This is a genomic window from Actinoplanes ianthinogenes, from assembly GCF_018324205.1.
GTDB classification, from domain to species: domain Bacteria; phylum Actinomycetota; class Actinomycetes; order Mycobacteriales; family Micromonosporaceae; genus Actinoplanes; species Actinoplanes ianthinogenes.
This window is the reverse complement of the sequence record NZ_AP023356.1, coordinates 6,261,175-6,283,825: the sequence shown is the minus strand read 5'-3', so window position 1 is coordinate 6,283,825 and position 22,651 is coordinate 6,261,175. Positions and strand designations below refer to the sequence as shown.

Sequence of the window (22,651 nt, the reverse complement as noted above, 5' to 3'; positions counted from 1 at the left end):
AGCCGGACCGGCCGGGGAACACCGGCCGATCGTGAGGGTCACCCGACCCGGGTGAGGAGCGTGACCGGGGCGCCGTCGCCGGCATACCGATACGGCTCCAGCTCCGCGTCCCAGGCGGTGCCGAGCGCCTTCTCCAGGGCGTGCGTCAGCGCCTCGGGAGCCCGGGCGGAGGCCATGATGGCCCGCAGCCGGTCCTCGCCGATCTGGATGTCGCCCGAGGCGCCCATCGCGCCGTGGAACAGGCCCCGGCCCGGGACGTGCATGAACCGCTCGCCGTCGAGCCCCGGACTCGGTTCCTCGGTCACCTCGAAACGGATCATGGGCCACTGCCGGAGGGCAGCAGCCAGCTCGGCGCCAGTTCCGGCGCGTCCGGTCCAGCTGCACTCAGCACGGCGCATGCTGGGATCGACCGGCTGCACGGTCCATTGGAGATTGACCGGCGCAGTCAGGACGCGCGCTATGGCCCATTCGACGTGCTGGCACACGGCGAGCGGGGATGAGTGGACGTATACGACGCCACACGTTGGCACGGTGACCTCCCGGAGACCGAGGTGCGTCTTCCCCTACGACCTCGACCGCGGTTGATCGTGTCCCATGATGCCGGTTGGTACGGATGGTGCGCCAGAGAATCCGCAACATCGACTATGGGAGCCGCCGTAGTGGCATATCCGGTCCAACGCTCGTACCTGCTCCGACGGTGCGGTTCACCAGGCGTCGTGTAGAGTTGCCACGGCCTTTTTCTTTGCCCGATGTTTTCCTCAAGGAGTACCGCCGTGGCAGGCAACACCTCAAAGACCGCCCGCGCATCAGTCCGCGCCGGCCAGGGCACCGGTGGCGCCCTCAGCGTGCTCGGTGAGTACAAGTACCTCATCCCGCTCGCCAACGGCCGCTTCGCCTACGTGCGGAACCTGACCAACGGCAAGACCACGCACCTGAACACCACCTCGGACGCGTTCGTCGAGGAAATCCGCGTGCTGGCCGCGGCCGGCCACGGTGCCAAGATCCGCGCTGAGCTGGGCGCGCTGCACACCGCCAACCCGGAGCACGGCTGGGCGGCCGCCGAGCAGCGGCTCGTCGACGCCGGCGTCTTCGAGGGCTGAGCAGCCCCACGCAGACACTGAAAAGCACCTCCCGGCCGGGCGGCCGGGAGGTGCTTTTTCGCGTCTGGTGAAGATCAGCTCAAAATCCTCAGTCGAGGAACTCGACCCATCCGCTGTCCAGGTCGTAGATCGCGCCCACCACGTTCACCCGGCCCTCGGCGATCCCCGCGGCCAGGCTCGGGGTCGCGCGCAGGCGCTCGACGGTGCGGGTCACGTGCGCGCGGATCGCCAGCTCGGTCGCCTCCGGGTCGGCCAGGTCGATCCCGTCGACCGCCGGGGCGATCTCCTCGACCAGGTAGCCGACGTCGCCGTCGGGCCGGTCGCCGGAGCGCACCGCGCCGACCGTGGCGGTCACCGCGCCGCAGCGCTTGTGCCCCACCACCAGGGCGAGCGAGACGCCGAGCGCGTCGACGGCGAACTCCACCGAGCCGATCAACGACCGGTCCAGCACGTGCGCGCCGGAGCGGGCCACGCAGATCGCGCCGAACGGCTGGTCGAAGACCGCCTCCAGGGGGACTCGCGAGTCGATGCAGCCCAGCACCACCGAGTGCGGCTGCTGGCCGCCGGCGGTCGCGGCGGCCTGGGTGACGTTGTGCCCATAATGCGGCTTGCCATACACGAACCGCTTGTTGCCGGTGATCAGCTCGCCGAGAGCCGTGGCGGGGGTGATGGCCGGGACGGTGCGGGTGCCTGTCATGTCGTCGATTCTCGCGGTCCGGGCGGCCGAGGAAAGTATTTGCGAGGCAGCTCACGGTCACCAAAGGTCGTCCGGCCCTACCCGGAGAGACAGTGGTCGCTGGGCCGGATCGCGAGTGATGATTGCTACCCGCGGGTACGACGGGGGGCGTGACACACGCGGAGGTGCCCATGTCCGAGCGAACCGAGATCCAGCTGGCCGACGGCGTGCGGCTGCACGCCGAGGTCTCCGGCCCCGCGGACGCCCCGGTGACCGTGATCCTGCTGCACGGCTGGTGCCTGGACAGGCGGACCTGGAGGCACCAGGTCACCGCACTCAGCGGGCTGGGCCGCCGGGCTCCGCGGGTGATCGCCTACGACACGCGGGGGCACGGGCGCTCCTCGGCCACCCGGCGCCACGCCGCCACCCTGGATCAGCTCGGCGACGACCTGGCCGAGGTGGTGCGCCGGCTGGCCCCGACCGGGCCGGTGGTGCTCGGCGGGCACTCGATGGGCGGTATGACGATCATGGAGTACGCGCACCGTCACCCGGACGAGTTCGCCGCCCGGGTGGCCGGCCTGCTGCTGGTCTCCACCACCGCCGAGGGACACACCCACACCCGGTACGGCCTGCCGCCCACCATGGCCGGCCTGCTGCGGGCCGGCGAGACCTTCGGCGCCGGCGTGCTGGCCCGCTCCGGCGCCTGGCGGCCGCACCGGGCCGTGCTGCCCGCGCTGGCCCCGGCGCTGCGCTGGCTGCTCTTCGGCGACCGGGTCACCGACGACGACCTGGGCCTGACCCTGCGCAGCGTGGGCCGGGCGTCGCTGCGGTCGATCGGCGGGTTCCGCACCTCGATCGGCGCGCAGCAGCGGCTGGACACTCTCGCCGCGGTCGGCGACGTGCCCGCCGCGGTGCTGGTCGGCGACCGGGACCGGCTCACCCCGCCGCCGTGCGCCGAGTCGATCGCTTCCGCCCTGCCGGCCGCCGAGCTGACCGTCTGCCCCGGCGCCGGCCACATGCTGCCGCTGGAGCGCCCGGAGGAGGTCTCCGCCGCGCTGCTGGCCATCGTCCGCCGGGTGAACCGCGGCAGCCGTAAGGCACCGCGGCGCGCGCACTACCCCGAGGCCGCTTAGCCGGAACATCCGCGCCCTCCCCATCGTTTCTGAAAAGCTCGAACGATGCGGTCGGCAGGCCGCTTCGACGCACGTTGCCGGGCAGGAGTAAGTTCGATTGCCCCCTTCGCGCGAGCGCGCTGGTGGTGCGCATGAAAGGGAGAACGACCGACTTGAGCGACGCCACCGTCCTGCAACAGGAGATCGCGGTCGAGCAGCAGCACGTCGACCGGGTCTACACCCGTCTCGCCGAGCTGCGCGCACACGCGTCCCGCGCCGAGAAGGAGGGCTATCAGCTCGCCGGGGTGGGCACCTTCGGCGCGCTGGTCGAGCGCGACGCGATGGTCTATCACGCGGCCCGCCGCCGGCACGCCCTCGACACCGAGTATGAGGGCCTGGTCTTCGGCCGCCTCGACCTGAAGACCGGCGCCACCCACTACGTGGGCCGGATGGGCATCCGCGACGACAGCTCGAAACCGCTGGTCGTCGACTGGCGGGCGCCCGCCGCCGCGGCGTTCTACCAGGCCACCCCGGCCGAGCCGCTGGGCGTGGTCCGCCGCCGGATGATCCAGTCCAGCCGGGAGAAGGTCACCGGCATCGAGGACGACCTGCTCGACCCGGAGTCGGCCCCGCCCGGGATGCGGGTGGTCGGCGACGGCGCGCTGCTGGCCAGCCTGGCCAAGGCGACCGGCCGCGGGATGCGCGACATCGTCGCCACCATCCAGCGCGAGCAGGACGAGGCGATCCGGTCCCCAGCCTCCGGGGTGACGATCGTCACCGGCGGACCGGGCACCGGCAAGACCGCGGTGGCCCTGCACCGCGCGGCGTACCTGCTGTATTCCGACCGCAGCCGGTTCGCCGGCGGCGGCATCCTGGTGGTCGGCCCGTCCGGCGTCTTCGTCGAGTACATCGCCACCGTGCTGCCCTCGCTCGGCGAGGAGACCGCGACGCTGCGCTCGCTCGGCTCGCTGGTGCCGGGGTACGACGCGACCCGGGTGGACGCCGGCGAGGTGGCCGCGATCAAGGGCTCGCTGCGGATGCGCCGGGTGCTGGAGCGCGCCTCGCACGACGCGGTGCCGGGCGGCCCCACCGAGCTGCGCCTGCTCTACCGGGGCACGCTGCTGCGGCTGGGCACGCCGGAGCTGGACCAGATCCGGCGCAAGGTGCTGCAGCGCGGCGCCCGGCGCAACGAGGTTCGCGGGCAGGGCTTCGACCGGGTCTTCGACGCGCTCTGGGCGCAGGCCCGCGAGCAGAAGGTGACCGGTCTGCCGGAGAAGCGCGAGTTCGAGTCCGAGCTGGCCGACCGCACCGACTTCCGGGAGTTCCTGAAAGCGTGGTGGCCGCGTTTCACCCCGATGCGGGTGCTGCGCTGGCTGGCCGATCCGAGACGGCTCCGGGCGTACGCGAACGGGGTTCTCTCCCGCGATGAGATCGCGGTCCTCCAGGGCTCCTTCGACGCGCTCGGCGAGCACGGGCCGACGATCGCCGACGTGGCGCTGCTGGACGAGCTGGACGAGCTGATGGGCCGCCCGCGGCAGCCGCAGCGGAAGACGAAGAACCCGTTCCACGTGCGGGACGGGATCCAGGAGGTCTCCACCTACGCCGACCGGCAGGCCGCCCAGCGGGCCCAGCAGGTGCAGCGTGAGGAGGACTACCGCGACTACGCGCACGTGGTGGTCGACGAGTCGCAGGACGTCTCGCCGATGCAGTGGCGGATGATCGGCCGCCGGGGGCAGTACGCGTCCTGGACCGTCGTCGGCGACCCGGCACAGACCGCCTGGTCCGGCGACCCGGCCGAGCTGGACCGGGCGCGGGAGCGGGCGCTCGGCTCGCGCAAGCGCAACAGCTACGCGCTGACCACCAACTACCGCAACTCGTCGGAGATCTTCGAGGTGGCCGCCGGCGTGATCCGGGCGATCCTGCCCGACCTGCCGCTGCCCCGCGCGGTCCGCTCCACCGGCGTCGACCCGGTCGACGTGGTCGCGGAGCGGGCGGCGCTGCCCGCCACGGTCCGCGAGCTGACCGAGAAACAGCTGGCCGATGTCGACGGGACGATCGGCGTGATCGCCCCGGTGCCGCGCCGCGACGAGGTCGCCGGCTGGGTCGCCGGCCTGCCGGAACGCGTCCAGGTGGTCACCGCGCTGGAGGCCAAGGGCATGGAGTACGACGCGGTGGTGCTGGTCGAGCCGGGTGAGATCGCCGTCGACCGGGCCGGTGTGCGCACGCTGTACGTCGCCCTCTCCCGGGCCACCCAGCGCCTCACCACGGTCGGTTCCGACCCCGCCTGGCATCCCTAGCCCCTTTCGGTACGGCCGGGGAGTACTCCGGTCGTACCGAAAATGGGTCTGCGGTATGGCGATCATCACATCGGTCACGCACGATCACTGCATGACACACGTGCAACACCAGCCACGGGTGGCCTGGGACGGCGCCCGGGCGTTCATCCGGGCCGCCGGACGGCCGCATTTCGCCGACTTCAGTCTCCAGGTGCGCGACCGGCTCGGGCCGGACATCCAGGAACAGCTGATCGCCACCCGGGACTATCTGATCGCGTCGGGCATCTGGGACCAGGGTGATCGGTATCCGATGGACGTGGAGGCCGGCAAGTGGCGGTGGCGTCTTCAGGACCTGCTCCAGAGCCGGCCGGACCTGGCCGGCGCGGTGGTCGATTTGACCGCCAAGAGCTTCGAGTTGTAAAACGTCGCTTCTGTTCTTTTTGCGAACCGCCACGCCGGATGCGCGAAAAGATGAGAATGCGAGTCATGAGTGACGGCCGGGTCATGGTCTTCGCGCCGGCCCCACAGCTGACGGTGACCATCGAGCAACACCACGACGAACCGGAGTTGCACGTGCATCCGGGCGGCCAGGGCATCTGGCAGACCCGCATGATCACGTCGCTGGGCGCCGAGGTGACGCTCTGCACCGCGGCCGGCGGCGAGGTGGGCCGGGTGCTGGCCCCGCTGATGGCCGACCTGCCCGGGGTCACCATGCGGCTGGTGGCGCGCGAGCACGGCAGCGGGTGGTACGTGCACGACCGGCGCAGCGGCAGCCGCCAGGAGATCGCCGAGCGGCCCGGCGTGCCGCTCTCCCGGCACGAGCTGGACGAGCTCTACAACCTCACGCTCGCCGAGGGCCTGCGGGCCGGCATCGCGATCCTCAGCGGCCCGGCGCACCCCTCGGTGATCAAGCCGGAGGTGTTCGGGCGGCTCGCCGCCGACCTGCGCGCCAACGGCTGCCGGGTGATCGCCGACCTGTGCGGGCGCTACCTGGAGTCGGTGCTGGAGGCCGGCCTGAACGTCGTCAAGATCAGCCACGAGGAGCTGATCAAGGACGGGCTGGCGAACGACGGCTCCACCCGGGAGCTGATGGCCGCGCTCGTGAAGATCAACACGGACGGCGCCGAGGCGGTCCTGGTGTCCCGGGCCGACGAGGGCGCCCTGGCCCTGATCGACGACGAGATCTACACCGTCACGCTGCCCCGGCTGACCGCCGCCGAGCACCGCGGCGCCGGTGACTCGATGACCGCCGGGGTGGCCGCCACCCTGGCCCGCGGCGGCTCGATGACCGACGCGGTCCGCACCGGCGCGGCCGCCGGCGCCCTCAACGTCACCCGGCACGGCCTCGGCACCGGGCACGTCGACGCCGTCCGGGTGCTGACCGAACGAGTCCGGCTCACCCCGATCAAGAAGGCGACGGCATGACCGCTCGACACCCCCGCATCCTGATCACCAACGACGACGGCATCGAGGCGCCCGGCATCCGCTGGCTCGCCCGGGCCTTCGCGCACGCCGAGTACGACGTGGTGGTCGCCGCCCCGCTGAGCGAGTCCAGCGGCAGCAGCGCCTCGATGACCGCCGTGGTGCAGGACGGCAAGATCGTGTCCGAGCCCCGCGAGCTGGCCGGGGCGAAACACATCCCGGCGTACGGGGTGGCCGCCTCCCCCGCCTACATCGTGCTGCTCGCCCTCCGGGAGGCCTTCGGCCCGCCGCCGGACCTGGTGCTCTCCGGGATCAACCGGGGCGCCAACGCCGGCGCCGCGGTGGTCCACTCCGGCACCGTGGGCGCCACCCTGACCGCCTCGCACGCCGGGCTGCGCGGGCTGGCCGTCTCGCTGGACGTGCTCACCCCGGCGCAGGCGACCGCGGCCAGCGGCGGCGCCGCGATCGACGCGATCCACAAGGCCGACGAGGAGCAGCACCACTGGGCCAGCGCCGCCGAGCTGGCGGTCCGGCTGCTGCCGTCGCTGCTGCACACTCCGCCCGGAACGGTGTTCAACCTGAACGTCCCGGACCTGCACGTGGACGGCATCCGGGGACTGAAGCAGGCCTCACTGGCCCGGTTCGGCCAGGTGCAGATGAGCATCGCGGAGGCGGGTGACGGGTTCGTCCGGACCGCGGTGCAGGCCGCCGAGGAGGAACTCGACCCCGGCACCGACCTGGCCGCGCTGGCCGACAACTTCGCCGTGGTGACGCCGATCCGGGCACCGCACGAGGACACCGACATCCGGATCAACGTCGGCGGCATCCACGTGCAGAGCCCGGCTTACTAGGGCCGATTCATCCGGACTCAGGCGCCGGAGAGCGCGGCGTCCTCCTGATGGGGCTGGGGGTTGCCGAACAGGCCCAGCAGGCCGGTGACCCAGAGCTGCTTGTGGGCGAATCGGCTGGGGTGCGTCACGACGACCTTGACACCACTCACGCCGGCGAGCTGGAAGGCCGCCACGAGCGCGCTGATGCCGACGGAGTCGATGAAGGTCACATGCTGCATGTTGAGCTCGATACGCACCGGGGAGCCGTCGGCGAGCTGGGCTGCCACGGCCTCACGGATCTCGTACGCGTTCTCGACGTCGATCTCGCCGCGCGGCGAGATCTCGACGGCACCGTCAGCGAGCGTCGACGTCGTTATCGACAGCGTCACGCCTCTTCCCTCCACCCGCCCGGGTCGTCCCGAGCGTTGTTCCTCTGTCCGTGGTCGTCCCGGCCACCCTTGAGCGAGCAGGGCGGATGGACTACCCCCGGAAGGTTCGGTGAAACTGACCGAAAGGTTAGGCCCCGAACCTGTTAGACACCTGAGTGGCCCGTGTGAGCGAGGTCAACAGTACTGCGGGCCGTCAAATCGTTTTCGAAACGTGATGACGTCCATACCGGACGTTTGCCGTACCCCGGGCCGGGGCACGGTTGTCGTGAAGGGCTAGCGCAGGAGGGTACCGAGGATGTTCGCGACCAGGAAGACCCGGACTGAACGGACCGCCGCCGAGGCGTGGGACTACCTGTCGGCTGCCATGGTCAGCGCCGGTGAGACCGGCAAGGAAGCGGCCGCGAAGGTCGACCGGAAGAGCCGGAAAGTGGCCCGCAAGGCCAGCAAGAAGGGCTCCTACCTCGCCGAACGTGCCGGTGGCGCGGCCGACGAGGCCTGGCTGCGGGCGAACGCGGCGGCTGCCGCGCTGGCCGGGCGCAAGCCGGGCCGCCCGTGGGGCCTGATCGCCGGTATCGGTCTGCTCGGGCTGGCGGCCGGCTGGGCCGCGGCCTCGGTCGCCCGCGCCGCGATCGAGCGGCAGGCGGAGAACGAGCAGCTGGAACTGGCCGAGACGGCCGTCGTGGTGACCCCGACGTACGACCAGAAATGACCTAACGGACGAACCCGTGGCAGGGTGGGCGCCGAGCGCGGCGGTCCTACCCTGTCACGATGGCCGAAGCCCTCGCCCTTCACCGACGCCGGTGTGACCGGCGTCTCCGACGGCGCTCAGCTCGCCCTTTTCCAGGCCGATCAGAGCGCGTGGACCTGGTTCGAGGAGCAGTCGCCGGCGTGCCGGAGATCCGCCACCCATGGGCCGCTCAGCAGCGACTCGCCCAGCTCAACGCCGATCCCGGGGCCGGCCGGCGGGTGCCTCCGCTGATCTCCCGTTGATCGGTCCGGCTCTGTACAGTTGAGCGGCATTGCGTTCGATCAACGAACCACTCCTACCGCGGCCCGGGCCGCCCGATCAGAAAAGGTCCACCTGGTGCTCAGTGCGGGACATCTCCTGGACAACCGCTACCGGTTGGACGAACGGATCGCGACCGGTGGGATGGGCGACGTGTGGCGCGGCACCGATGTGGTGCTCGGCCGCGTCGTCGCGGTGAAGGTGCTGCGCACCGCGCTGCTGGACGACCCGGAGTTCGCCGCCCGGTTCTACGGCGAGGCCCGGATGATGGCCGCGTTCCGGCACCCGGGCGTCGTCGAGGTCTACGACTACGCCGAGGAGGGCGACGCCGGCGGCCCGGAGAAGGTCGCCTACCTGGTGATGGCGTTCGTCGAGGGCGAGCCGCTGTCGAACCGGGTCAAGCAGGGCCCCCTCCCGGTCAGCGACACGCTGTCGATCGTGGCGCAGGCCGCCGAGGCGCTGCACGCCGCGCACGAGGCCGGCATCGTGCACCGCGACATCAAGCCCGGCAACCTGATCGTGAAACCGTCCGGCGCGGTCATCCTGATCGACTTCGGCGTCGCCCGGTCCAACACGATGACCAGCATGACCGGGGTCAACTCGATCGTCGGCACCGCGCTCTACATGGCCCCCGAGCAGGTCGCCAAGGGCAACCTGACGCCCGGCACCGACGTCTACGCGCTCGGCGCGGTGGCCTATCACTGCATCGCCGGGCAGCCGCCGTTCGACGGGGACAACGCGCTCCAGGTGGCGCTGCGGCACCTGGAGGACGAGCCGGACCCGCTGCCCGAGCACGTGCCGGCCGTGGTCCGCGAGCTGATCGCCCGGGCGATGGCCAAGCAGCCGGCCGACCGCTATGCCAGCGCGGCCGAGTTCGCCGAGGCGGCCTACGCCGCGGTCGGCGCCCCGCAGGACTGGAAACGGCTGACCGGCACCGCCCTGATCCGCCCGACCAGCGGCGCCCCGGCCACCGCGCCGGTCAGCCCGGCGCGGCCCACCCAGCCGGTCCACCGGCCGCGGATGTCACCGGCCCCGCCGCCGATGCCCGCGCCCGACGTGGTCCCGGTGGCGCCGCGCGCCCAGCGCACCCTGATGATCGCCGTGATCGCACTGTTCGTGCTGGCCGGCGGCCTCGGCGTGGCCTGGGCGCTGAGCGACAAGGCGCCGCCCGCCGACGCCAGCCCGACGGGCGTCTCCTCGGCCACCGTCGACCCCGTGCCGCAGACCGCCGATCCGGTGGACACGGACGGCCCGGCGCCGCAGGTCGAGACCACCACGCACAAGACCACGACCACCAAGCGGAACCGGACCCCGTCGGCGAGCGCCTCGGTCTCGGCGACCCCGTCGGTGACGCCCAGTGAGTCCCCCAGCCCCACGCCGTCGAAGACCGAGCCGACCACCAAGCCGACGGACGACCCGACCGGCGGCACCACCACCGGCACCGCCACACCGACCGGCACGACTCCCCCGGCCGACCCGGGCACCGGCGGCGGGTCCGGGACCAACGGTTGACCCTCCCCCTGTGTCAGACGGCACGGTGGAACGACCATGTTGAGTATCGGAGACTTCGCCGGCCTGGGCCGGGTGTCGGTGCGCATGCTGCGCCACTACGACGCCATCGGCCTGCTCCGTCCCGCCCACGTCGACCCGCACAGCGGCTACCGCTTCTACACGGCGGAGCAGCTGTTGCGGCTCAACCGGATCCTGGCCCTCAAGGATCTCGGCTTCAGCCTGCACCAGGTGCTGCTGATGCTCGAGGAGAAGGTCGATCTCGGTGAGCTGCGCGGGATGCTGCGGCTGCGACGGGCGGAACTGGCCGTTCAGGTGGAACGGGACAGCGCCCGCCTGGCCCTGGTCGACGCGCGGCTCCGGATGATCGAGACAGAGGGTCACATGAACACCGGAGACATCATCCTGAAGCAGGTCCCGGCGACGCGGGTGGCGGAGCTGTCCGCCACCGCGCTGGGGTACGACCACCCCGCGTCGATCACCGAGAACCTGTCCCCGCTCTACCCGCGCCTGATGGAGCTGATGGAGCAGGCGGGGGTCGCCATGACCGGCTCGCCGCTGGCGTATTACCAGCCCGCCCCGACCGGTCCGGAGGACGAGACGATCACCGTGCACGCGGCGTTCCCGATCGGCGACGCGGAGGTCGCCGGCGCCGGGTTCGACGTGGTGGTGCTCCCGCCGATCGAGGCGGCCACCGCGGTGCACGAGGGGCCGATGTCGGAGGCGTTCCGCACCGGCGGGCGGATCGCGGCCTGGATCGAGGACAACGGGTTCCGGCCGGTTCCGCCCGGATACGCCCGCGAGGTGTACCTGCACTGCCCGCCCGGTGGGCAGCAGGAGTGGCTCACCGAGATGCAGGTGCCGCTGGACGGCACCGGAATCGCAACCGGCGAGAACTAATCCTCAACTGGGTCTCGTCCCGGCCGATGAGCTCGGGTGGCACGGAAAAGCACCCGAGCCGCTACCGGGAAGGGCCGCCACCATGACGACCGTCGAGACTCACCAGACTCCGTATGAGCCGGGCGCGTACTCCGTGGCGCCGCCGTGGGCCGGCACACCCGAAACGGCCCAGCCGTGGGCCGGCACACCCGAAACGGCCCAGCCGTGGGGCGGCACACCGGAAACGGCCCAGCCGTGGGGCGGCACACCGGAAGCGGCGCCGGCCTGGGCCGGGCCGACCGCCGAGGTCGCTCCGCCCTGGGCCGGCCCCACCGAGCCCGTCGCCTCCGCCGACACCGCGGAACTGGGGGCGTTGCCGTTCGGGGGCACCGTCCCGCCGTACGGATCGCCGGACAACAAGCACGGTCAGCTGCTGGTCCGCTTCCCGCACGAGGTGCTGGGCGCGGCCCGGCCGGAGGCGCCGTCCTGGCGCCCGGTGGTGGTCTGGACGTTCTTCCTGAGCGTGCTGGGCGTGATCCCGGCGATGCGCCGGGCCGGCAAGGCCCGGACGTACGGCCGGGCCCGCCTCCCCTACTACGTGGCGTTCCTGGCCACCCTGGCCGCCGGCGCGGCGTTCTGGTCGGCCCTGGTGGTCAACGTCGCCCTGCCGCTGCGCCAGCACCACGTCGAGGCGCAGGCCACCGCCGCCGTGCAGAGCAAGGTGCTCGGCGACGGCCGGGTGGAGGCGGCGGTCGGCACCAAGGTCAAGTCCGGTGGCTGTGTGCCGGACGGCGACCGTGGCGCCGACGGCCTGCGGTCCTACGACTGCACGTTCCAGCTGGCCGACGGCCGGTCCGCCACGATGGCGATCATGGCGGACCTGCGCGGCAACTGGGAGACGCCGAAGAACTGAGCCGGTCAGAACGTGACCGGCACACCCTCGCGGACGAGCTGCCAGTTCTTGACGAAGAAGTCGGCCGGGTTGATCTGACCCTTCGCCTGCGCCCAGTCGATCAGGAGCTGGCGGATCTCCTTCTGCTCGTTGTAGACCTGGGTCTTCACGATGCCCGGGAAGTTGCCACCACCCGACCGGCGGTAGTTGTTGACCGCGACCACGAACTGCGCGTCGGCGGCCACGTCCACGCCACCGACCTGCAGCTTGGTGATCCGGCTGCCGACCGGCTTGCTGATGTCGATGTCGTACTCGACGCCGGAGAGGGTGTCGTAGTTGTAGTCCGGCACCGTGCTGTCGTTGATGGTCGCCACGTCGACCGGGGCGCCGACCGCGAGGGTCTTGAAGTACTTCGCCGAGTACTCCAGGTACGCCCGCACCTCGGCGCCGGTCAGCACGACCGCCTCCAGGGTGTTGTCGTAGATGTAGAGCCCCGCGACGTCCTTGATCTTGACGTTGCCCTTCGGGAACACCGCGGTCCGGCTGAACGGCGCGGCGATCGACAGGACCGGCAGGCTCGCGTACGACGTGCCGGCCAGCGCCCGGACCACCTCGTCGGTCTGCACCTTGTTGATGTAGTCCAGGATCGCGGTGTCCTCGTACCGCGAGGTGGCGGCGGAGAGCTCCTCGGTGGACGCGGCGACGATCTGGTTCACGTACGCCACGGTCTTGTCGTGCTGGCTCTTCACCACCGCGAGCACCTTCGGGTCGGCCTCGACCGTGTTGGTGTTCAGCGTGGTCGACGCCTTCGTGGCGACCTTCCAGCAGCCGTGCTCGCGGACCAGCTCGAAGTCCATCTTGGTGAGCCGCTGGCCGAACTTCGACGGCTCCGAGGTGAGCACCTGCGCCCCGGTCGCGGTGTTCGTGACGAACCGCTGCGGGATCTCCTGGTGCGCGTGCCCGAACAGGATCGCGTCGATCCCCGGCACCTGCTGGGCGATCAGCTGCACCGGGTTCTCGTTCGGCAGCTCGGGGCCGTAGCTGGAGGTGCCGCTGTCACCGCCGTGCGCCGAGACGATCACCAGGTCGGCGCCGCGGGCCCGCATGATCGGCACCCACTTGGCAGCGGTCTCCACCATGCCGAGGAAGTTCAGCTTGCCCTCGACGTTGCCCTTGTCCCAGATCGCCACGCCCGGGTTGGTCAGGCCCAGGATGCCGACGCGCAGGGTGGGCGCGTGCTTGCCGAGCGAGACCTTCTTGATCACGTACGGCGTGAAGGCCGGCTTGCCGGTCTTGGCGCTCACCGCGTTCGCGGCCAGGGCCGGGAAGCCCAGCTGCCGGATCCACAGGTTCAGCAGCGGCAGGCCGTAGTTGAACTCGTGGTTGCCGAGCGTGACCGCGTCGTAGTGCAGCACGTTCATCGACTTGGCCATCGGGTGCTTCTCACCGGTCTCGGTGATCGGCTCCTGCTTGGCGTAGTACGTGGCCAGCGGGGTGCCCTGGATGGTGTCACCCGCGTCGAGCACCAGCGTGGCGCCGGTCGCCTCGGCGCGCAGCTTGTTCACCAGCGCGGCCAGCTTGGCCACGCCGACGTCGTTGTGCGCGGAGTCGTCGTACTCGGCGTCCTTGTAGTAGTCCCAGTTGTAGACGTTGCCGTGCATGTCCGAGGTGCCCAGGACGGTCAGGTGGAACGTCTCCGGGGACTTCGGCGGCTTCGGGCCACCCTTGTCGTGGGCCTCGGCCGCGCCGGGGAAGGCGAGCGGTGCCGCGGCGGCGGCCGCCGAGGCGGCCAGCACGCTGCGCCGCGATACGCCGTTGGGAAGCGTCATTGCGAACCTCTCGCATCAGGATTTCGGTGCGCACCTCGTGGGTGCCGCAGACACGCACCCTAACGGGGGATCAGGGAATCGGTCGATCAACGGAAGGTTGCGCGACTGTCAAGTTTGCTCAAATCTGCTCCGGCGCCTCGATACCCAGCAGAAACAATCCGGTGTGGAGGGTCCGGGCGGTCAGGTCGGCCAGCCCGAGCCGGCTCGCCCGCACCTCGGGTGCCGACCGCAGCACCGGGCACTTCTCGTAGAAGCCGGAGAAGACCGAGGCCAGGTCGTGCAGGTAGACCGCGAGCCGGTGCGGTTCGCCGAGGGCGGCCGCCGCCGTCACGGCCGGTTCGAAACCGAGCAGCGCCAGCGCCAGGGCCCGTTCGGCCGGCTCGGTCACGCTGATCGGGCCCGGCCCGTGGGCCGCCTTCCTGAACAGGGACCGGACCCTTGCGTACGCGTACTGCAGATAAGGACCGGTGTTGCCGGTGCTGGCCAGCATCCGGTCCCAGTCGAAGACGTAGTCGCCCCGCCGGTCGCCGGAGAGGTCGGCGTATTTGATCGCGCCGATCCCGATGGCGGGCGCCGTGGCCCGGCCGACCGCCTCGTCGATCAGCTCGGCCAGCTTGATCGTGTCGCCGGCCCGGGTCCGCAGCATCTTGCCGTCCGCGCCCAGCACCGAGCCGAAGCCGAGGTGCTCGGCGGTCACCGGGTCCGGCAGCCAGCCGGCCGCCCGGGCCACCGCGAAGACCATCGCGAAGTGCGTCCGCTGCGGGGCGCCCACCACGTACAGCAGCCGGTTCGCGCCCAGCGTCGCGACCCGGTGCCGGACCGCGGCCAGGTCGGTGGCGGCGTAGCCGAACCCGCCGTCGGCCTTGCGCACGATCAGTGGCAGCGGCTCGCCGTCCCGGCCGGTGAAACCCGCCGGGAACGCGCACAGCGCGCCGTCGCTCTCGGTCAGCAGCCCCTGCGCCAGCAGGTCGTCCACCAGCACCGGCAGGTCGTCCTGATACCGGCTCTCCCCCGCGAAATCGGCCGCCGTGAGGGTGATCCCGAGCCGGGCGTAGACGTCCAGGAAGTAGACCTCCGACTGGGCGACCAGCCGCCGCCACAGCTGCCGGGAGAGCGGATCGCCGGACTGGAGCGCCACCACCCGCAGCCGGGCACGGGTCCGGAAGTCCTCGTCGGCGTCGAACTTGACCCGGGCGTCCTGATAGAAGGCGGTCAGATCCCGGATCGAGTGGTCGGCCGCACCGCCCAGGTCGACCAGGTGCTCGACGAGCATGCCGAACTGCGTGCCCCAGTCACCCAGGTGGTTCATCCGGATCACGTCGTGCCCCAGCCAGTCCAGCATCCGGGCCAGGGCGTCGCCGATGATGGTCGACCGCAGGTGGCCGACGTGCATCTCCTTGGCCGCGTTCGGCCCGGAGTAGTCGACCACGATCCGCTCCGGCGCCGCGGTGACCGGAACACCGAGCCGGTCGTCCGCCGCGACGGCCCGCAGCGCGCCGGTGAGCAGGCTGTCGGAAACGGTCAGATTGAGGAAGCCGGGACCGGAGACGGCGATCTCCGCGACACCGGTCAGATCGGCCTTCCCGGCCACCTCGGCGGCGATCTCCCGAGGCGCCCGCCCCAGCTCCCGGGCCAGCGCCAGCGGAGCGCCGGACTGGAAGTCGGCGTGCGGCGACGCCCGCACGACCGGATCGACGGGATGCCCGGCCACCGCTGCGAGGGCGGGCGCCAGCCGGTCGTGCAGAAGAGATTCAAGATTCACGATCAACCCCACTTTTTCGTACGAACAAAGCGGGTCGACCAGCAACGCATCCGTCACCGGCGGGATCGACCCGCCGGCGGAAAGCACAGATCAGCGGCGGCCCATGGGACGCCGGCGTCGCGCGCTGAAGTGGCTGTGCATGCCGCGACTATAGCCGCCCGTCGCGGGTGCTGTCGCCGGGTAGTGTTCGAGCGGTGAACGGGGACTCCACCTGGGACAAGGACGGCGCCGGGGTGCTGCGGCTGCCGTCCGGGCGGCTGATCCGCGGCCGTGGACTGCGTGCCCCGATGCCGACCGGGCACCCGCCCCGCTTCGGGGTCTACGTGCTGGGGGCGCCGCCACCGGAGTTCGGGTGGGAGAGCCGCTGGGTGCGCTGGCGGGATTTCTGGGTGCCGGCCGACCCGGCGTACCTGAAATCGGTCTTGACCGAAGCCTTGCGCCGGGCGGACCGGGAGCGGGTGGAGATCGCCTGTTTCGGCGGTGTCGGCCGGACCGGGACCGCGCTGGCCTGCCTGGCCGTCCTCGACGGGGTGCCGGCCGGGGAGGCCGTGGACTTTGTGCGGGAGCACTACCACCGGCATGCCGTGGAGACGCCGTGGCAGCGGCGGTTCGTGACCCGCTTCGAAAATGTCCGACCCCCGGCCTAGGGTTCCGGCATGTCGATTCTCGCGACGGATGTGCAGCACACCGGGCATGGGGCCGGGCAGCGGCTGGTGCGCTGGGGCGCGGTGCTCGCCGGTGGCGCTCGTGGCCGGCGGCGCGCTGGCCTCGGCCGGCGCCTGGCTGGGGTGGCGGGGCGCCGATCCGCTGCCGGGTGACGAGCGGGCCACGGCGATCGTCGCCGAGGTGCTGCCGGGCGCGCCGATCGGCACGATCGACCGATGGGATGCGATCTTCGGCGACCGCTGGCCGGACTGGGAGACCCGGCTGCTCACCGACGACGAGTATGACGGCGGATCGGTCCTGGTGCCGGTGCCCGTGCCGGACCTGGCGGCGGTTCGCGGCGCCCTGGAGCGGGCCGGTTGGCAGATCCTGACGCCCGCGCGGGTCGAGCGGCTCTCCGACGTGCAGACGGTGGAGTTCGTGACCGCGCGCCGCGACGGGGTGGAGCTCGCGGTCTTCCGCGACAGTGAGCCGGACGGCGCGGGGGTCGTGTTCCAGCGGCCCGAGCCGGCGCTCGTGCGGGAGCTGGCGCTGGCCGGCGGGGTGTTCGGGCTGCTGCTCGGCGGCTGGGTGGCGCTGCGGTTCACCGCCCGGCAGGCCGGTCGCCGCCCGTGGAACGCGCCGGCCTGGGCCGGGGGCGCGCTGCTGGCGCTGCCCACCCTCGCGGTCCTCGGCGAGCTGCTCTCCCCCACCGCGGCGATCCCGCCGGACGTGCCGGGAGCGCCCTGGGAGGGCTATGTGATCTTCAAACTGCTGACCGTTCTCGGACTCATCGCCTGGGGATGGGCCGTGGTCCTGCGTCTGCGCGCCAGATCGCGGACCTAGCCGGCCCCATCGATCCCGTTCCGGTCGGCGGGGCGTGCGGTCGCGGCCTCGGCCCCATCGATCCGCTCCCGGCCGTTGGGCTGCGCGGTCGCTCCCTCTGCGGCTTCGGGCGGCGGCGCGGCGGCTTCGGCTGATGCTGCGGGCGGCGGCGTGACGGCTTCGGCTGATGCTGCGGGCGGCGGCGTGACGGCTTGAGCGGAGGCCGCGGGCGGCAGTGTCGGCGTGGCGGCGGCTTCGGCTGAGGCTGCGGGCGGCGGTGTGGGCGTGGCGGCGGCTTTGGCGTCCAGGGTGGACTTGTAGGAGAGGTAGGTGAGGAAGGCGGAGACGCCGCCGAGCAGGGCGGCTATGACGCTGGCCAGCTGGTCGGCGAGGTTCGGGCCGAGGCTTGCCATGCCGGCGACCGCGAGGGCGAGCAGGACCAGCAGGCCGAGGGCGATCGTCTGGACCCGGCGGTCCTGGAGGGTGCCGTTCGAGCGGTTCGGCCTGCGGCGGCTGGTCACCAGCCAGACGACCGTCTCGACCAGGATGATCGCGGCGGTCACGAAGACCGGGACCAGCCATGCTTGCAGCCCGCCGTCGTCGATCACCGCAACGCCTCCCGCATGCCCTCGACGAAACCGTCGGTGAGCGCGACCCGCCGGTACAGGTAGTCGTAGGTGTGCTGACGGAAGACCCGGGCGAAATCGGCGTACCCGGCGCTCATCGGGCGCGGGTGCGCGTCCTCCACCGCGGACCGGACGATGTCGAGATGCGGCACCGCCGCCTTCACCTCCGGGTCGTTGTAGGCCTCCTGCGCGGTCGGCGCGAACCCGTAGGTGGCCAGCAGTTTCTGCGCCGGCATGCCGGTCAGGAAGTGAATCACCGCGGTGGCCTCCTCGCGGTGTTCGGTGTCCTTGGCGATCGCCAGCCCCTGCCCGCCGAGGATCCCGATCGGCAACCGGCCCAGCCGGATGGCCGCGGTCCGCGGCTTGGCCCGCTCCTCGCGGTCGATCTTCGGGTACCAGACCGGCCAGTTCCGCATGTAGCGCAGGGTGCCGGTCTGGAACGCGGCGTTGGTGTTCTCCTCGCCGGCCGCCGTCACGATCCGGTTGCGGCGCAGCGCCTCGGCGAGCGGCGCGAGGGCCCGCTGCCACTGGCCGAGGCTGGTCGAGACGACACCCCGCTCGTCGACGATGGTCCGGTCCTGGGCGAGCGCCTGCTCCAGCACATTGATCACGAAGGCCTCGTCGGTGACCGAGCCCTCGGTGGCGAGCTGCCCGGTGAACTGCCGGTTCTCGGCGATCACGGAGTCCAGCGTGGGTTCCGGACCGGTGGCCGCCTTGTCGGTGATCCGGCGGTACAGCATGCCGACGTCGGTGTTGAACGGGACCGCCCAGAGCGGCGCCGAGCCCTCCTCGACCTGGCTGACCCGCTGCACCGGCCGCAGCAGGGTGATGCCGTCCGGCGCCTCGATCGGGGCGATCCGGTCCCGGGCGGCGAAGCGCGGGATGTGGATGACGTCGAGGTTGTAGATGTCGGCCGGGGTGTTGACGAACTGGTCGTACTGGTCCTGGGTGGAGCTGTTGACCGTGACCACCCTGATGGTCACGTCCGGATGGAACCTGTTCCACAGGTTGATCAGCAGGTTGCGGCCGCCGGTGTTGTCGACCCCGGTGACCAGCGTGAGGGTCACCGGGGTGCGACGGGTGAACAGGTAGCCGGCGGCGGTGGACAGCATCCCCGCGGTCAGCACTCCGGCGATGAAGGATCGCCGCGAATACAGGTCCGGCATGTGATGCACGTTACTCGATGCGAGCCGTCCTACACGGTGGGTGGTCTCCAAACGGTGAAGTCCTGGATGTGGAAGTGGCTGGCCACCGTACGGAAGGCGACCCACCCGCGGAGGTACGGATCCGGGTCGGTGTAGTCGAAGACCAGCGGGCGGTTGCCGGCGACGCGGTCGTCCGGATGCGTGGCCGGGGCGGCAGCTGCCCGCCGAAACCGAGATAGAAATCGGTCAAGGTCGACTGGAGGTAGCCCCGGACCGTCCACCCCAGACGGTACGCCGGGTCGTGCGCCAGCGTGTACAGCCGGGTGCTGGTCGGCACGTTGGTGGTGAAGATCCGCAGCGCGGTGTGGTCGCTGGTCTCGGCCAGGTACTCCTCCCGCCAGTCACCGAGGATGTCGCCGTAGGTAGACGGTCACGTTGTCGCCGTTGCGGTACCGGGCGACGTCGCCGTAACCGCTGATCGCGGCGAGCGGCGGCTCGTTGGCAGCGGCCGCTGCGGTTACGCGTCTCATGGCGCGGACCGTAGGGAATCACGGTTATCGACCATTTGCGCACTTATAACGGTGCGGAATGTTAACTGTTCCGTTGGGGCAGCTAGCGGCTTTGCCGCGCTGCAAAAGTATGACCCGGGCTACACTCCAGCGCCTCCACCAGACCGGTGAGGCTGTCGCCGAGCGGCACGTCGGCCAGCGTGGCCCGGATGCGCTGGTCCACCCGCTGGTGGAAGCGACGGCCGCGGGCGGTCAGGTGCACCTTGATCCGCCGCCGGTCCAGGTCGTCCCCGCGTCGGTAGACCAGGTTCTCCTCGACCAGGTGGTCGATCAGCCGGGTCAGGCTGCCCGGCGGCAGGAAGGCCCGCTCGGAGAGCTCGGTCATGAAGTGGCCCCGCCCGTCGGCGAGCAGGGTGAGCACCCGCCACGCGTCGGGCGAGCAGCCCTCGGCGTCGAGGATGCCGGACAGTCGGCGGGCGAGCAGCCGCTCGGCCCGGGTCAGCAGGTACAGAAGATCCGTGGGTCCCCGCATCGTCGGGATGTTACCCAATCCGTGCTTCAGATCCAGCCCACCGTCCGGGACGATGTGGGCCATGCCTTTCGATGTCGCGCTGGTGGTGCCGCTGCGCGGCCCGGCCGGCATCTTCGGGCCAAGCGCCGAGTTGTGCGCGCAACTGGCCGCCGAGGAGGTCAACCGGTCCGGCGGGGTGCTCGGGCGCGAGCTGCGGCTGATCCCGGTCGACGGCGGCGCTCCGCCGGCCGTGGTGGCCGCCGAGGTGGAGGCGCTGGTCTCGGCCGGGGCGGTGCAGGGCGTGACCGGGTGGCACATCTCGTCGGTGCGGCAGGCGGTGGCGCCCCGAATCGCCGGCCGGGTGCCCTATGTGTACACGGCGCTCTACGAGGGCGGCGAGCGTACCGACGGGGTCTTCCTGACCAGCGAGACCCCGGACGTGCAGCTGTTCCCGGCGATGCGGCTGCTGTCCCGGGAGCGCACCGCCCGCCGGTGGTACGTGATCGGCAACGACTACGTGTGGCCGCGCCGGACCGCCCGGGCCGCACACCGCTACGCCGCCACGCACGGCCTGCACATCGTCGGCGAGAGCTACGTGCCGCTGGCCACCGCCGACTTCTCCGAGGCGCTGCGCCGGATCGAGATCTCCTCGGCCGACGCGGTGCTGATGCTGCTGGTCGGGATGGACGCGGTGCGGTTCAACCGGGCCTTCGCCCGGGCCGGGCTGCCCGGCCGCTGCCTGCGCCTGAGCACCCTGATGGACGAGAACATGTTGCTGGCCAGCGGCGCCCCGGCCACTCGCGACCTGTTCAGCACGGCCGGCTTCTTCGCCAACATGATCACTCCGGAGAACCTGGACTTCCACGGCCGGTACGCCGGCCGGTTCGGCCCGGAGGCACCGCCGCTGGGCAGCCTCGGCGAGTCCTGCTACGAGGGTGTGCTGCTGCTGGCCGCGCTCGTCGAGCAGGCCGGCGACCTGGACGTCCGGGCGATCGGCGCGCACGCCGAGTCGGTGTCCTACGAGGGCCCGCGCGGGCTGCTCCGGCTGCACGGCCGGCACGTGAACCAGCGGATCTACCTCGCCGAGGCGCGCGGTGTCGACTTCGACATCGTGACCCAGCTGCCTTGACAGCGCCGCCCGAGGGCGGTCAAGATGCTTCCAACGGGAAGTACCCCCATTTTTGCCGACCTTTTTCAGGTCGGCTTTTTTGTTTTTCCGGCCGACTTCCGCGGAAACCGCCAATTAAGAGCCGGGAAACAACCCAGAAATCGACACATCTAACACTGGCGTTGCCCAGGACCGGCATCGCGGCCAGTCAGAGCGGCGCACGACCGGACACCCCGGCGCATGAACTTCACCTACACCAATGCATATTGCGCCTCGAAATCGAGGCTGGGAGGTTTCATGTTCAGGATTCGCGGCCGCCGCTCAGCGGCCATTGTCGCAACGGTGGCAGCCTTCGCGACCCTTACCGCCTGTGGCGCCAAGACGTCCGACTCCACCTCGTCCTCCGCGGCCGGCGCGACGATCGACACCTCCGGCTCGTCGGTCAAGGTGGGCCTGCTGAACTCGCTCTCCGGCACCATGGCGATCAGCGAGGTGACCGTCCGGGACTCGCTCAAGCTGGCGATCGACGAGATCAACGCCGCCGGTGGCGTGCTCGGCAAGCAGATCGAGCCGGTCAGCGAGGACGGCGCGTCGGACTGGCCGACCTTCGCCGAGAAGTCGCAGAAGCTGATCAGCCAGGACCACGTCGCCGCGGTCTTCGGCTGCTGGACGTCGGCATCGCGCAAGGCGGTCAAGCCGGTCTTCGAGAAGAACAAGTCGCTGCTGTTCTACCCGGTGCAGTACGAGGGGCTGGAGCAGTCGCCGTACATCTTCTACACCGGCGCGACCACCAACCAGCAGATCGTGCCCGGCCTGGACTACCTGAAGGCGCAGGGCAAGACGTCGCTCTACCTGGTCGGCTCGGACTACGTCTTCCCGCGCACCGCCAACAAGATCATCAAGGCGTACGCCACGGCGAACGGCATGAAGGTGCTCGGCGAGGACTACGCGCCGCTGGGTTCCACCGAGTTCTCCACGATCGTCAACAAGGTGAAGGCGTCCGGGGCGTCCGCGGTCTTCAACACCCTCAACGGCGACAGCAACGTCGCGTTCTTCAAGGAGTACAAGTCGGCCGGCCTGACCGCCGCCGCGATGCCGGTGGTCTCCGTCTCGATCGCCGAGGAGGAGGTCAAGAGCATCGGCACCCAGTACCTGGCCGGGCAGCTCACCGCGTGGAACTACTACCAGACCACGCCGGGGGCGGCGAACGAGAAGTTCGTGAAGGCGTACAAGGCCAAGTACGGCGCGGACAAGCCGACCAGTGACCCGATGGAGGCCGCGTACACCTCGGTCTACCTGTGGAAGGCGATGGTCGAGAAGGCCGGCTCGTTCGACGTCGAGAAGGTGAAGGCGGCCGCGGCGGCCGGTGGGATCACCTACGACGCGCCGGAGGGCAAGGTCACTGTGGACGGCCCGACGCAGCACATCTTCAAGACCGCGCGGATCGGCAAGATCGGCACCGACGGCCTGATCACCGAGGTGTGGAACTCCGGCGAGCCGATCAAGCCGGACCCGTACCTCAAGGGCTACCCCTGGGCGGCCGGCCTCTCCTGATCGTTCGAACGGCGGGTCACCCCCTCGCGGGGGTGGCCCGCTGGAAGGG

At 71.1% G+C, this 22,651-nt stretch carries 24 protein-coding genes and 1 pseudogene; 14 read left to right on the top strand and 11 right to left on the bottom strand.

Annotated elements, in window-relative coordinates:
* Window positions 1-38: 38 nt before the first annotated feature.
* The gene (locus Aiant_RS28575; protein WP_189334717.1) at window positions 39-530 is read right to left on the bottom strand and encodes a DUF3145 domain-containing protein; all 492 of its coding nucleotides are present in this window, start codon (window positions 528-530) and stop codon (window positions 39-41) included.
* A gap of 243 nt (window positions 531-773) precedes the next feature.
* Here Aiant_RS28575 and Aiant_RS28570 point away from each other — a divergent pair, with 243 nt between their 5' ends.
* A complete protein-coding gene (locus tag Aiant_RS28570) occupies window positions 774-1,100 on the top strand; it encodes a hypothetical protein (protein WP_189334716.1) in 327 nt (108 codons plus the stop codon).
* Window positions 1,101-1,188: 88 nt separating this feature from the next.
* Here Aiant_RS28570 and Aiant_RS28565 read toward each other — a convergent pair whose 3' ends face one another.
* Entirely contained in the window at window positions 1,189-1,797 is a 609-nt protein-coding gene (locus Aiant_RS28565) for a carbonic anhydrase (RefSeq protein WP_189334715.1), read from the bottom strand.
* 170 nt (window positions 1,798-1,967) lie between these two features.
* Between Aiant_RS28565 and Aiant_RS28560 the strand changes: the two genes are divergently transcribed.
* The 5 genes from Aiant_RS28560 to surE all read left to right on the top strand — a co-directional run bounded on the left by Aiant_RS28560 (window position 1,968) and on the right by surE (window position 7,437).
* Window positions 1,968-2,909 carry an alpha/beta fold hydrolase gene (locus Aiant_RS28560; protein ID WP_189334714.1) on the top strand — a complete coding sequence of 314 codons (942 nt, stop codon included), beginning with the start codon at window positions 1,968-1,970 and terminating at the stop codon, window positions 2,907-2,909.
* A gap of 152 nt (window positions 2,910-3,061) precedes the next feature.
* On the top strand, window positions 3,062-5,185 hold the full coding sequence (locus Aiant_RS28555) for a HelD family protein (protein WP_189334713.1): 2,124 nt from the start codon (window positions 3,062-3,064) through the stop codon (window positions 5,183-5,185).
* 91 nt (window positions 5,186-5,276) lie between these two features.
* Entirely contained in the window at window positions 5,277-5,585 is a 309-nt protein-coding gene (locus Aiant_RS28550; protein WP_189334712.1) for a hypothetical protein, read from the top strand.
* A 65-nt stretch (window positions 5,586-5,650) separates the two neighbouring features.
* Window positions 5,651-6,589: a PfkB family carbohydrate kinase gene (locus tag Aiant_RS28545; protein WP_229831040.1), complete on the top strand. Its 939-nt coding sequence runs from the start codon at window positions 5,651-5,653 to the stop codon at window positions 6,587-6,589.
* The gene (gene surE, locus Aiant_RS28540) at window positions 6,586-7,437 is read left to right on the top strand and encodes a 5'/3'-nucleotidase SurE (RefSeq protein ID WP_189334711.1); all 852 of its coding nucleotides are present in this window, start codon (window positions 6,586-6,588) and stop codon (window positions 7,435-7,437) included. Before Aiant_RS28545 ends, surE begins: the two co-directional genes overlap by 4 nt.
* Before the next feature lie 17 nt (window positions 7,438-7,454).
* On the opposite strand, the gene Aiant_RS28535 is transcribed toward surE, so the two are convergent.
* Window positions 7,455-7,805, bottom strand: a complete 351-nt coding sequence (locus Aiant_RS28535) for an STAS domain-containing protein (RefSeq protein ID WP_189334710.1) — start codon at window positions 7,803-7,805, stop codon at window positions 7,455-7,457.
* A gap of 295 nt (window positions 7,806-8,100) precedes the next feature.
* On the opposite strand from Aiant_RS28535, the gene Aiant_RS28530 reads away from it, so the two are divergent.
* From Aiant_RS28530 to Aiant_RS28515, 4 genes are all read left to right on the top strand, one after another.
* A complete protein-coding gene (locus Aiant_RS28530) occupies window positions 8,101-8,514 on the top strand; it encodes a hypothetical protein (RefSeq protein ID WP_189334709.1) in 414 nt (137 codons plus the stop codon).
* A gap of 375 nt (window positions 8,515-8,889) precedes the next feature.
* A complete protein-coding gene (locus Aiant_RS28525) occupies window positions 8,890-10,323 on the top strand; it encodes a serine/threonine-protein kinase (protein ID WP_189334708.1) in 1,434 nt (477 codons plus the stop codon).
* A 36-nt stretch (window positions 10,324-10,359) separates the two neighbouring features.
* Window positions 10,360-11,220, top strand: a complete 861-nt coding sequence (locus Aiant_RS28520; protein WP_189334707.1) for a MerR family transcriptional regulator — start codon at window positions 10,360-10,362, stop codon at window positions 11,218-11,220.
* A gap of 82 nt (window positions 11,221-11,302) precedes the next feature.
* The gene (locus Aiant_RS28515) at window positions 11,303-12,112 is read left to right on the top strand and encodes a hypothetical protein (RefSeq protein WP_189334706.1); all 810 of its coding nucleotides are present in this window, start codon (window positions 11,303-11,305) and stop codon (window positions 12,110-12,112) included.
* 5 nt (window positions 12,113-12,117) lie between these two features.
* On the opposite strand, the gene Aiant_RS28510 is transcribed toward Aiant_RS28515, so the two are convergent.
* Both Aiant_RS28510 and argS read right to left on the bottom strand, forming a co-directional pair.
* On the bottom strand, window positions 12,118-13,920 hold the full coding sequence (locus Aiant_RS28510) for a bifunctional metallophosphatase/5'-nucleotidase (protein ID WP_189334705.1): 1,803 nt from the start codon (window positions 13,918-13,920) through the stop codon (window positions 12,118-12,120).
* Between the two features lie 118 nt (window positions 13,921-14,038).
* Window positions 14,039-15,682 (bottom strand): arginine--tRNA ligase, encoded by a 1,644-nt coding sequence (gene argS / locus Aiant_RS28505; RefSeq protein ID WP_189334704.1) that lies wholly within the window; start codon window positions 15,680-15,682, stop codon window positions 14,039-14,041.
* A 194-nt stretch (window positions 15,683-15,876) separates the two neighbouring features.
* Between argS and Aiant_RS28500 the strand changes: the two genes are divergently transcribed.
* Both Aiant_RS28500 and Aiant_RS28495 read left to right on the top strand, forming a co-directional pair.
* The gene (locus Aiant_RS28500) at window positions 15,877-16,329 is read left to right on the top strand and encodes a protein-tyrosine phosphatase family protein (RefSeq protein WP_229831038.1); all 453 of its coding nucleotides are present in this window, start codon (window positions 15,877-15,879) and stop codon (window positions 16,327-16,329) included.
* A 91-nt stretch (window positions 16,330-16,420) separates the two neighbouring features.
* Window positions 16,421-17,170, top strand: coding sequence for a hypothetical protein (locus Aiant_RS28495; RefSeq protein WP_189334703.1), 750 nt, complete (start codon window positions 16,421-16,423; stop codon window positions 17,168-17,170).
* Here Aiant_RS28495 and Aiant_RS28490 read toward each other — a convergent pair.
* From Aiant_RS28490 to Aiant_RS28480, 6 genes and pseudogenes are all read right to left on the bottom strand, one after another.
* Window positions 17,167-17,757: a hypothetical protein gene (locus tag Aiant_RS28490; RefSeq protein WP_189334702.1), complete on the bottom strand. Its 591-nt coding sequence runs from the start codon at window positions 17,755-17,757 to the stop codon at window positions 17,167-17,169. The two genes, Aiant_RS28495 and Aiant_RS28490, sit on opposite strands and share 4 nt — an antisense overlap.
* A complete protein-coding gene (locus Aiant_RS28485; protein WP_189334701.1) occupies window positions 17,754-18,941 on the bottom strand; it encodes an extracellular solute-binding protein in 1,188 nt (395 codons plus the stop codon). The genes Aiant_RS28490 and Aiant_RS28485 overlap by 4 nt, the downstream gene beginning before the upstream one ends.
* A 29-nt stretch (window positions 18,942-18,970) precedes the next feature.
* The gene (locus Aiant_RS47060) at window positions 18,971-19,201 is read right to left on the bottom strand and encodes a DUF6250 domain-containing protein (RefSeq protein ID WP_425322623.1); all 231 of its coding nucleotides are present in this window, start codon (window positions 19,199-19,201) and stop codon (window positions 18,971-18,973) included.
* Window positions 19,183-19,305: pseudogene (locus tag Aiant_RS47055) on the bottom strand (rhamnogalacturonan lyase family protein); the annotation flags it as partial. The pseudogene Aiant_RS47055 and the gene Aiant_RS47060, both read right to left, overlap by 19 nt.
* A gap of 16 nt (window positions 19,306-19,321) precedes the next feature.
* Entirely contained in the window at window positions 19,322-19,450 is a 129-nt protein-coding gene (locus tag Aiant_RS46630; RefSeq protein ID WP_268248841.1) for a hypothetical protein, read from the bottom strand.
* An 82-nt stretch (window positions 19,451-19,532) separates the two neighbouring features.
* A complete protein-coding gene (locus Aiant_RS28480) occupies window positions 19,533-19,961 on the bottom strand; it encodes a MarR family winged helix-turn-helix transcriptional regulator (RefSeq protein WP_189334700.1) in 429 nt (142 codons plus the stop codon).
* Between the two features lie 61 nt (window positions 19,962-20,022).
* On the opposite strand from Aiant_RS28480, the gene Aiant_RS28475 reads away from it, so the two are divergent.
* Window positions 20,023-21,069, top strand: coding sequence for a substrate-binding domain-containing protein (locus Aiant_RS28475; RefSeq protein ID WP_229831036.1), 1,047 nt, complete (start codon window positions 20,023-20,025; stop codon window positions 21,067-21,069).
* 321 nt (window positions 21,070-21,390) lie between these two features.
* The gene (gene urtA, locus Aiant_RS28470) at window positions 21,391-22,602 is read left to right on the top strand and encodes an urea ABC transporter substrate-binding protein (protein WP_229831035.1); all 1,212 of its coding nucleotides are present in this window, start codon (window positions 21,391-21,393) and stop codon (window positions 22,600-22,602) included.
* The last annotated feature ends 49 nt before the right edge of the window (window positions 22,603-22,651 follow it).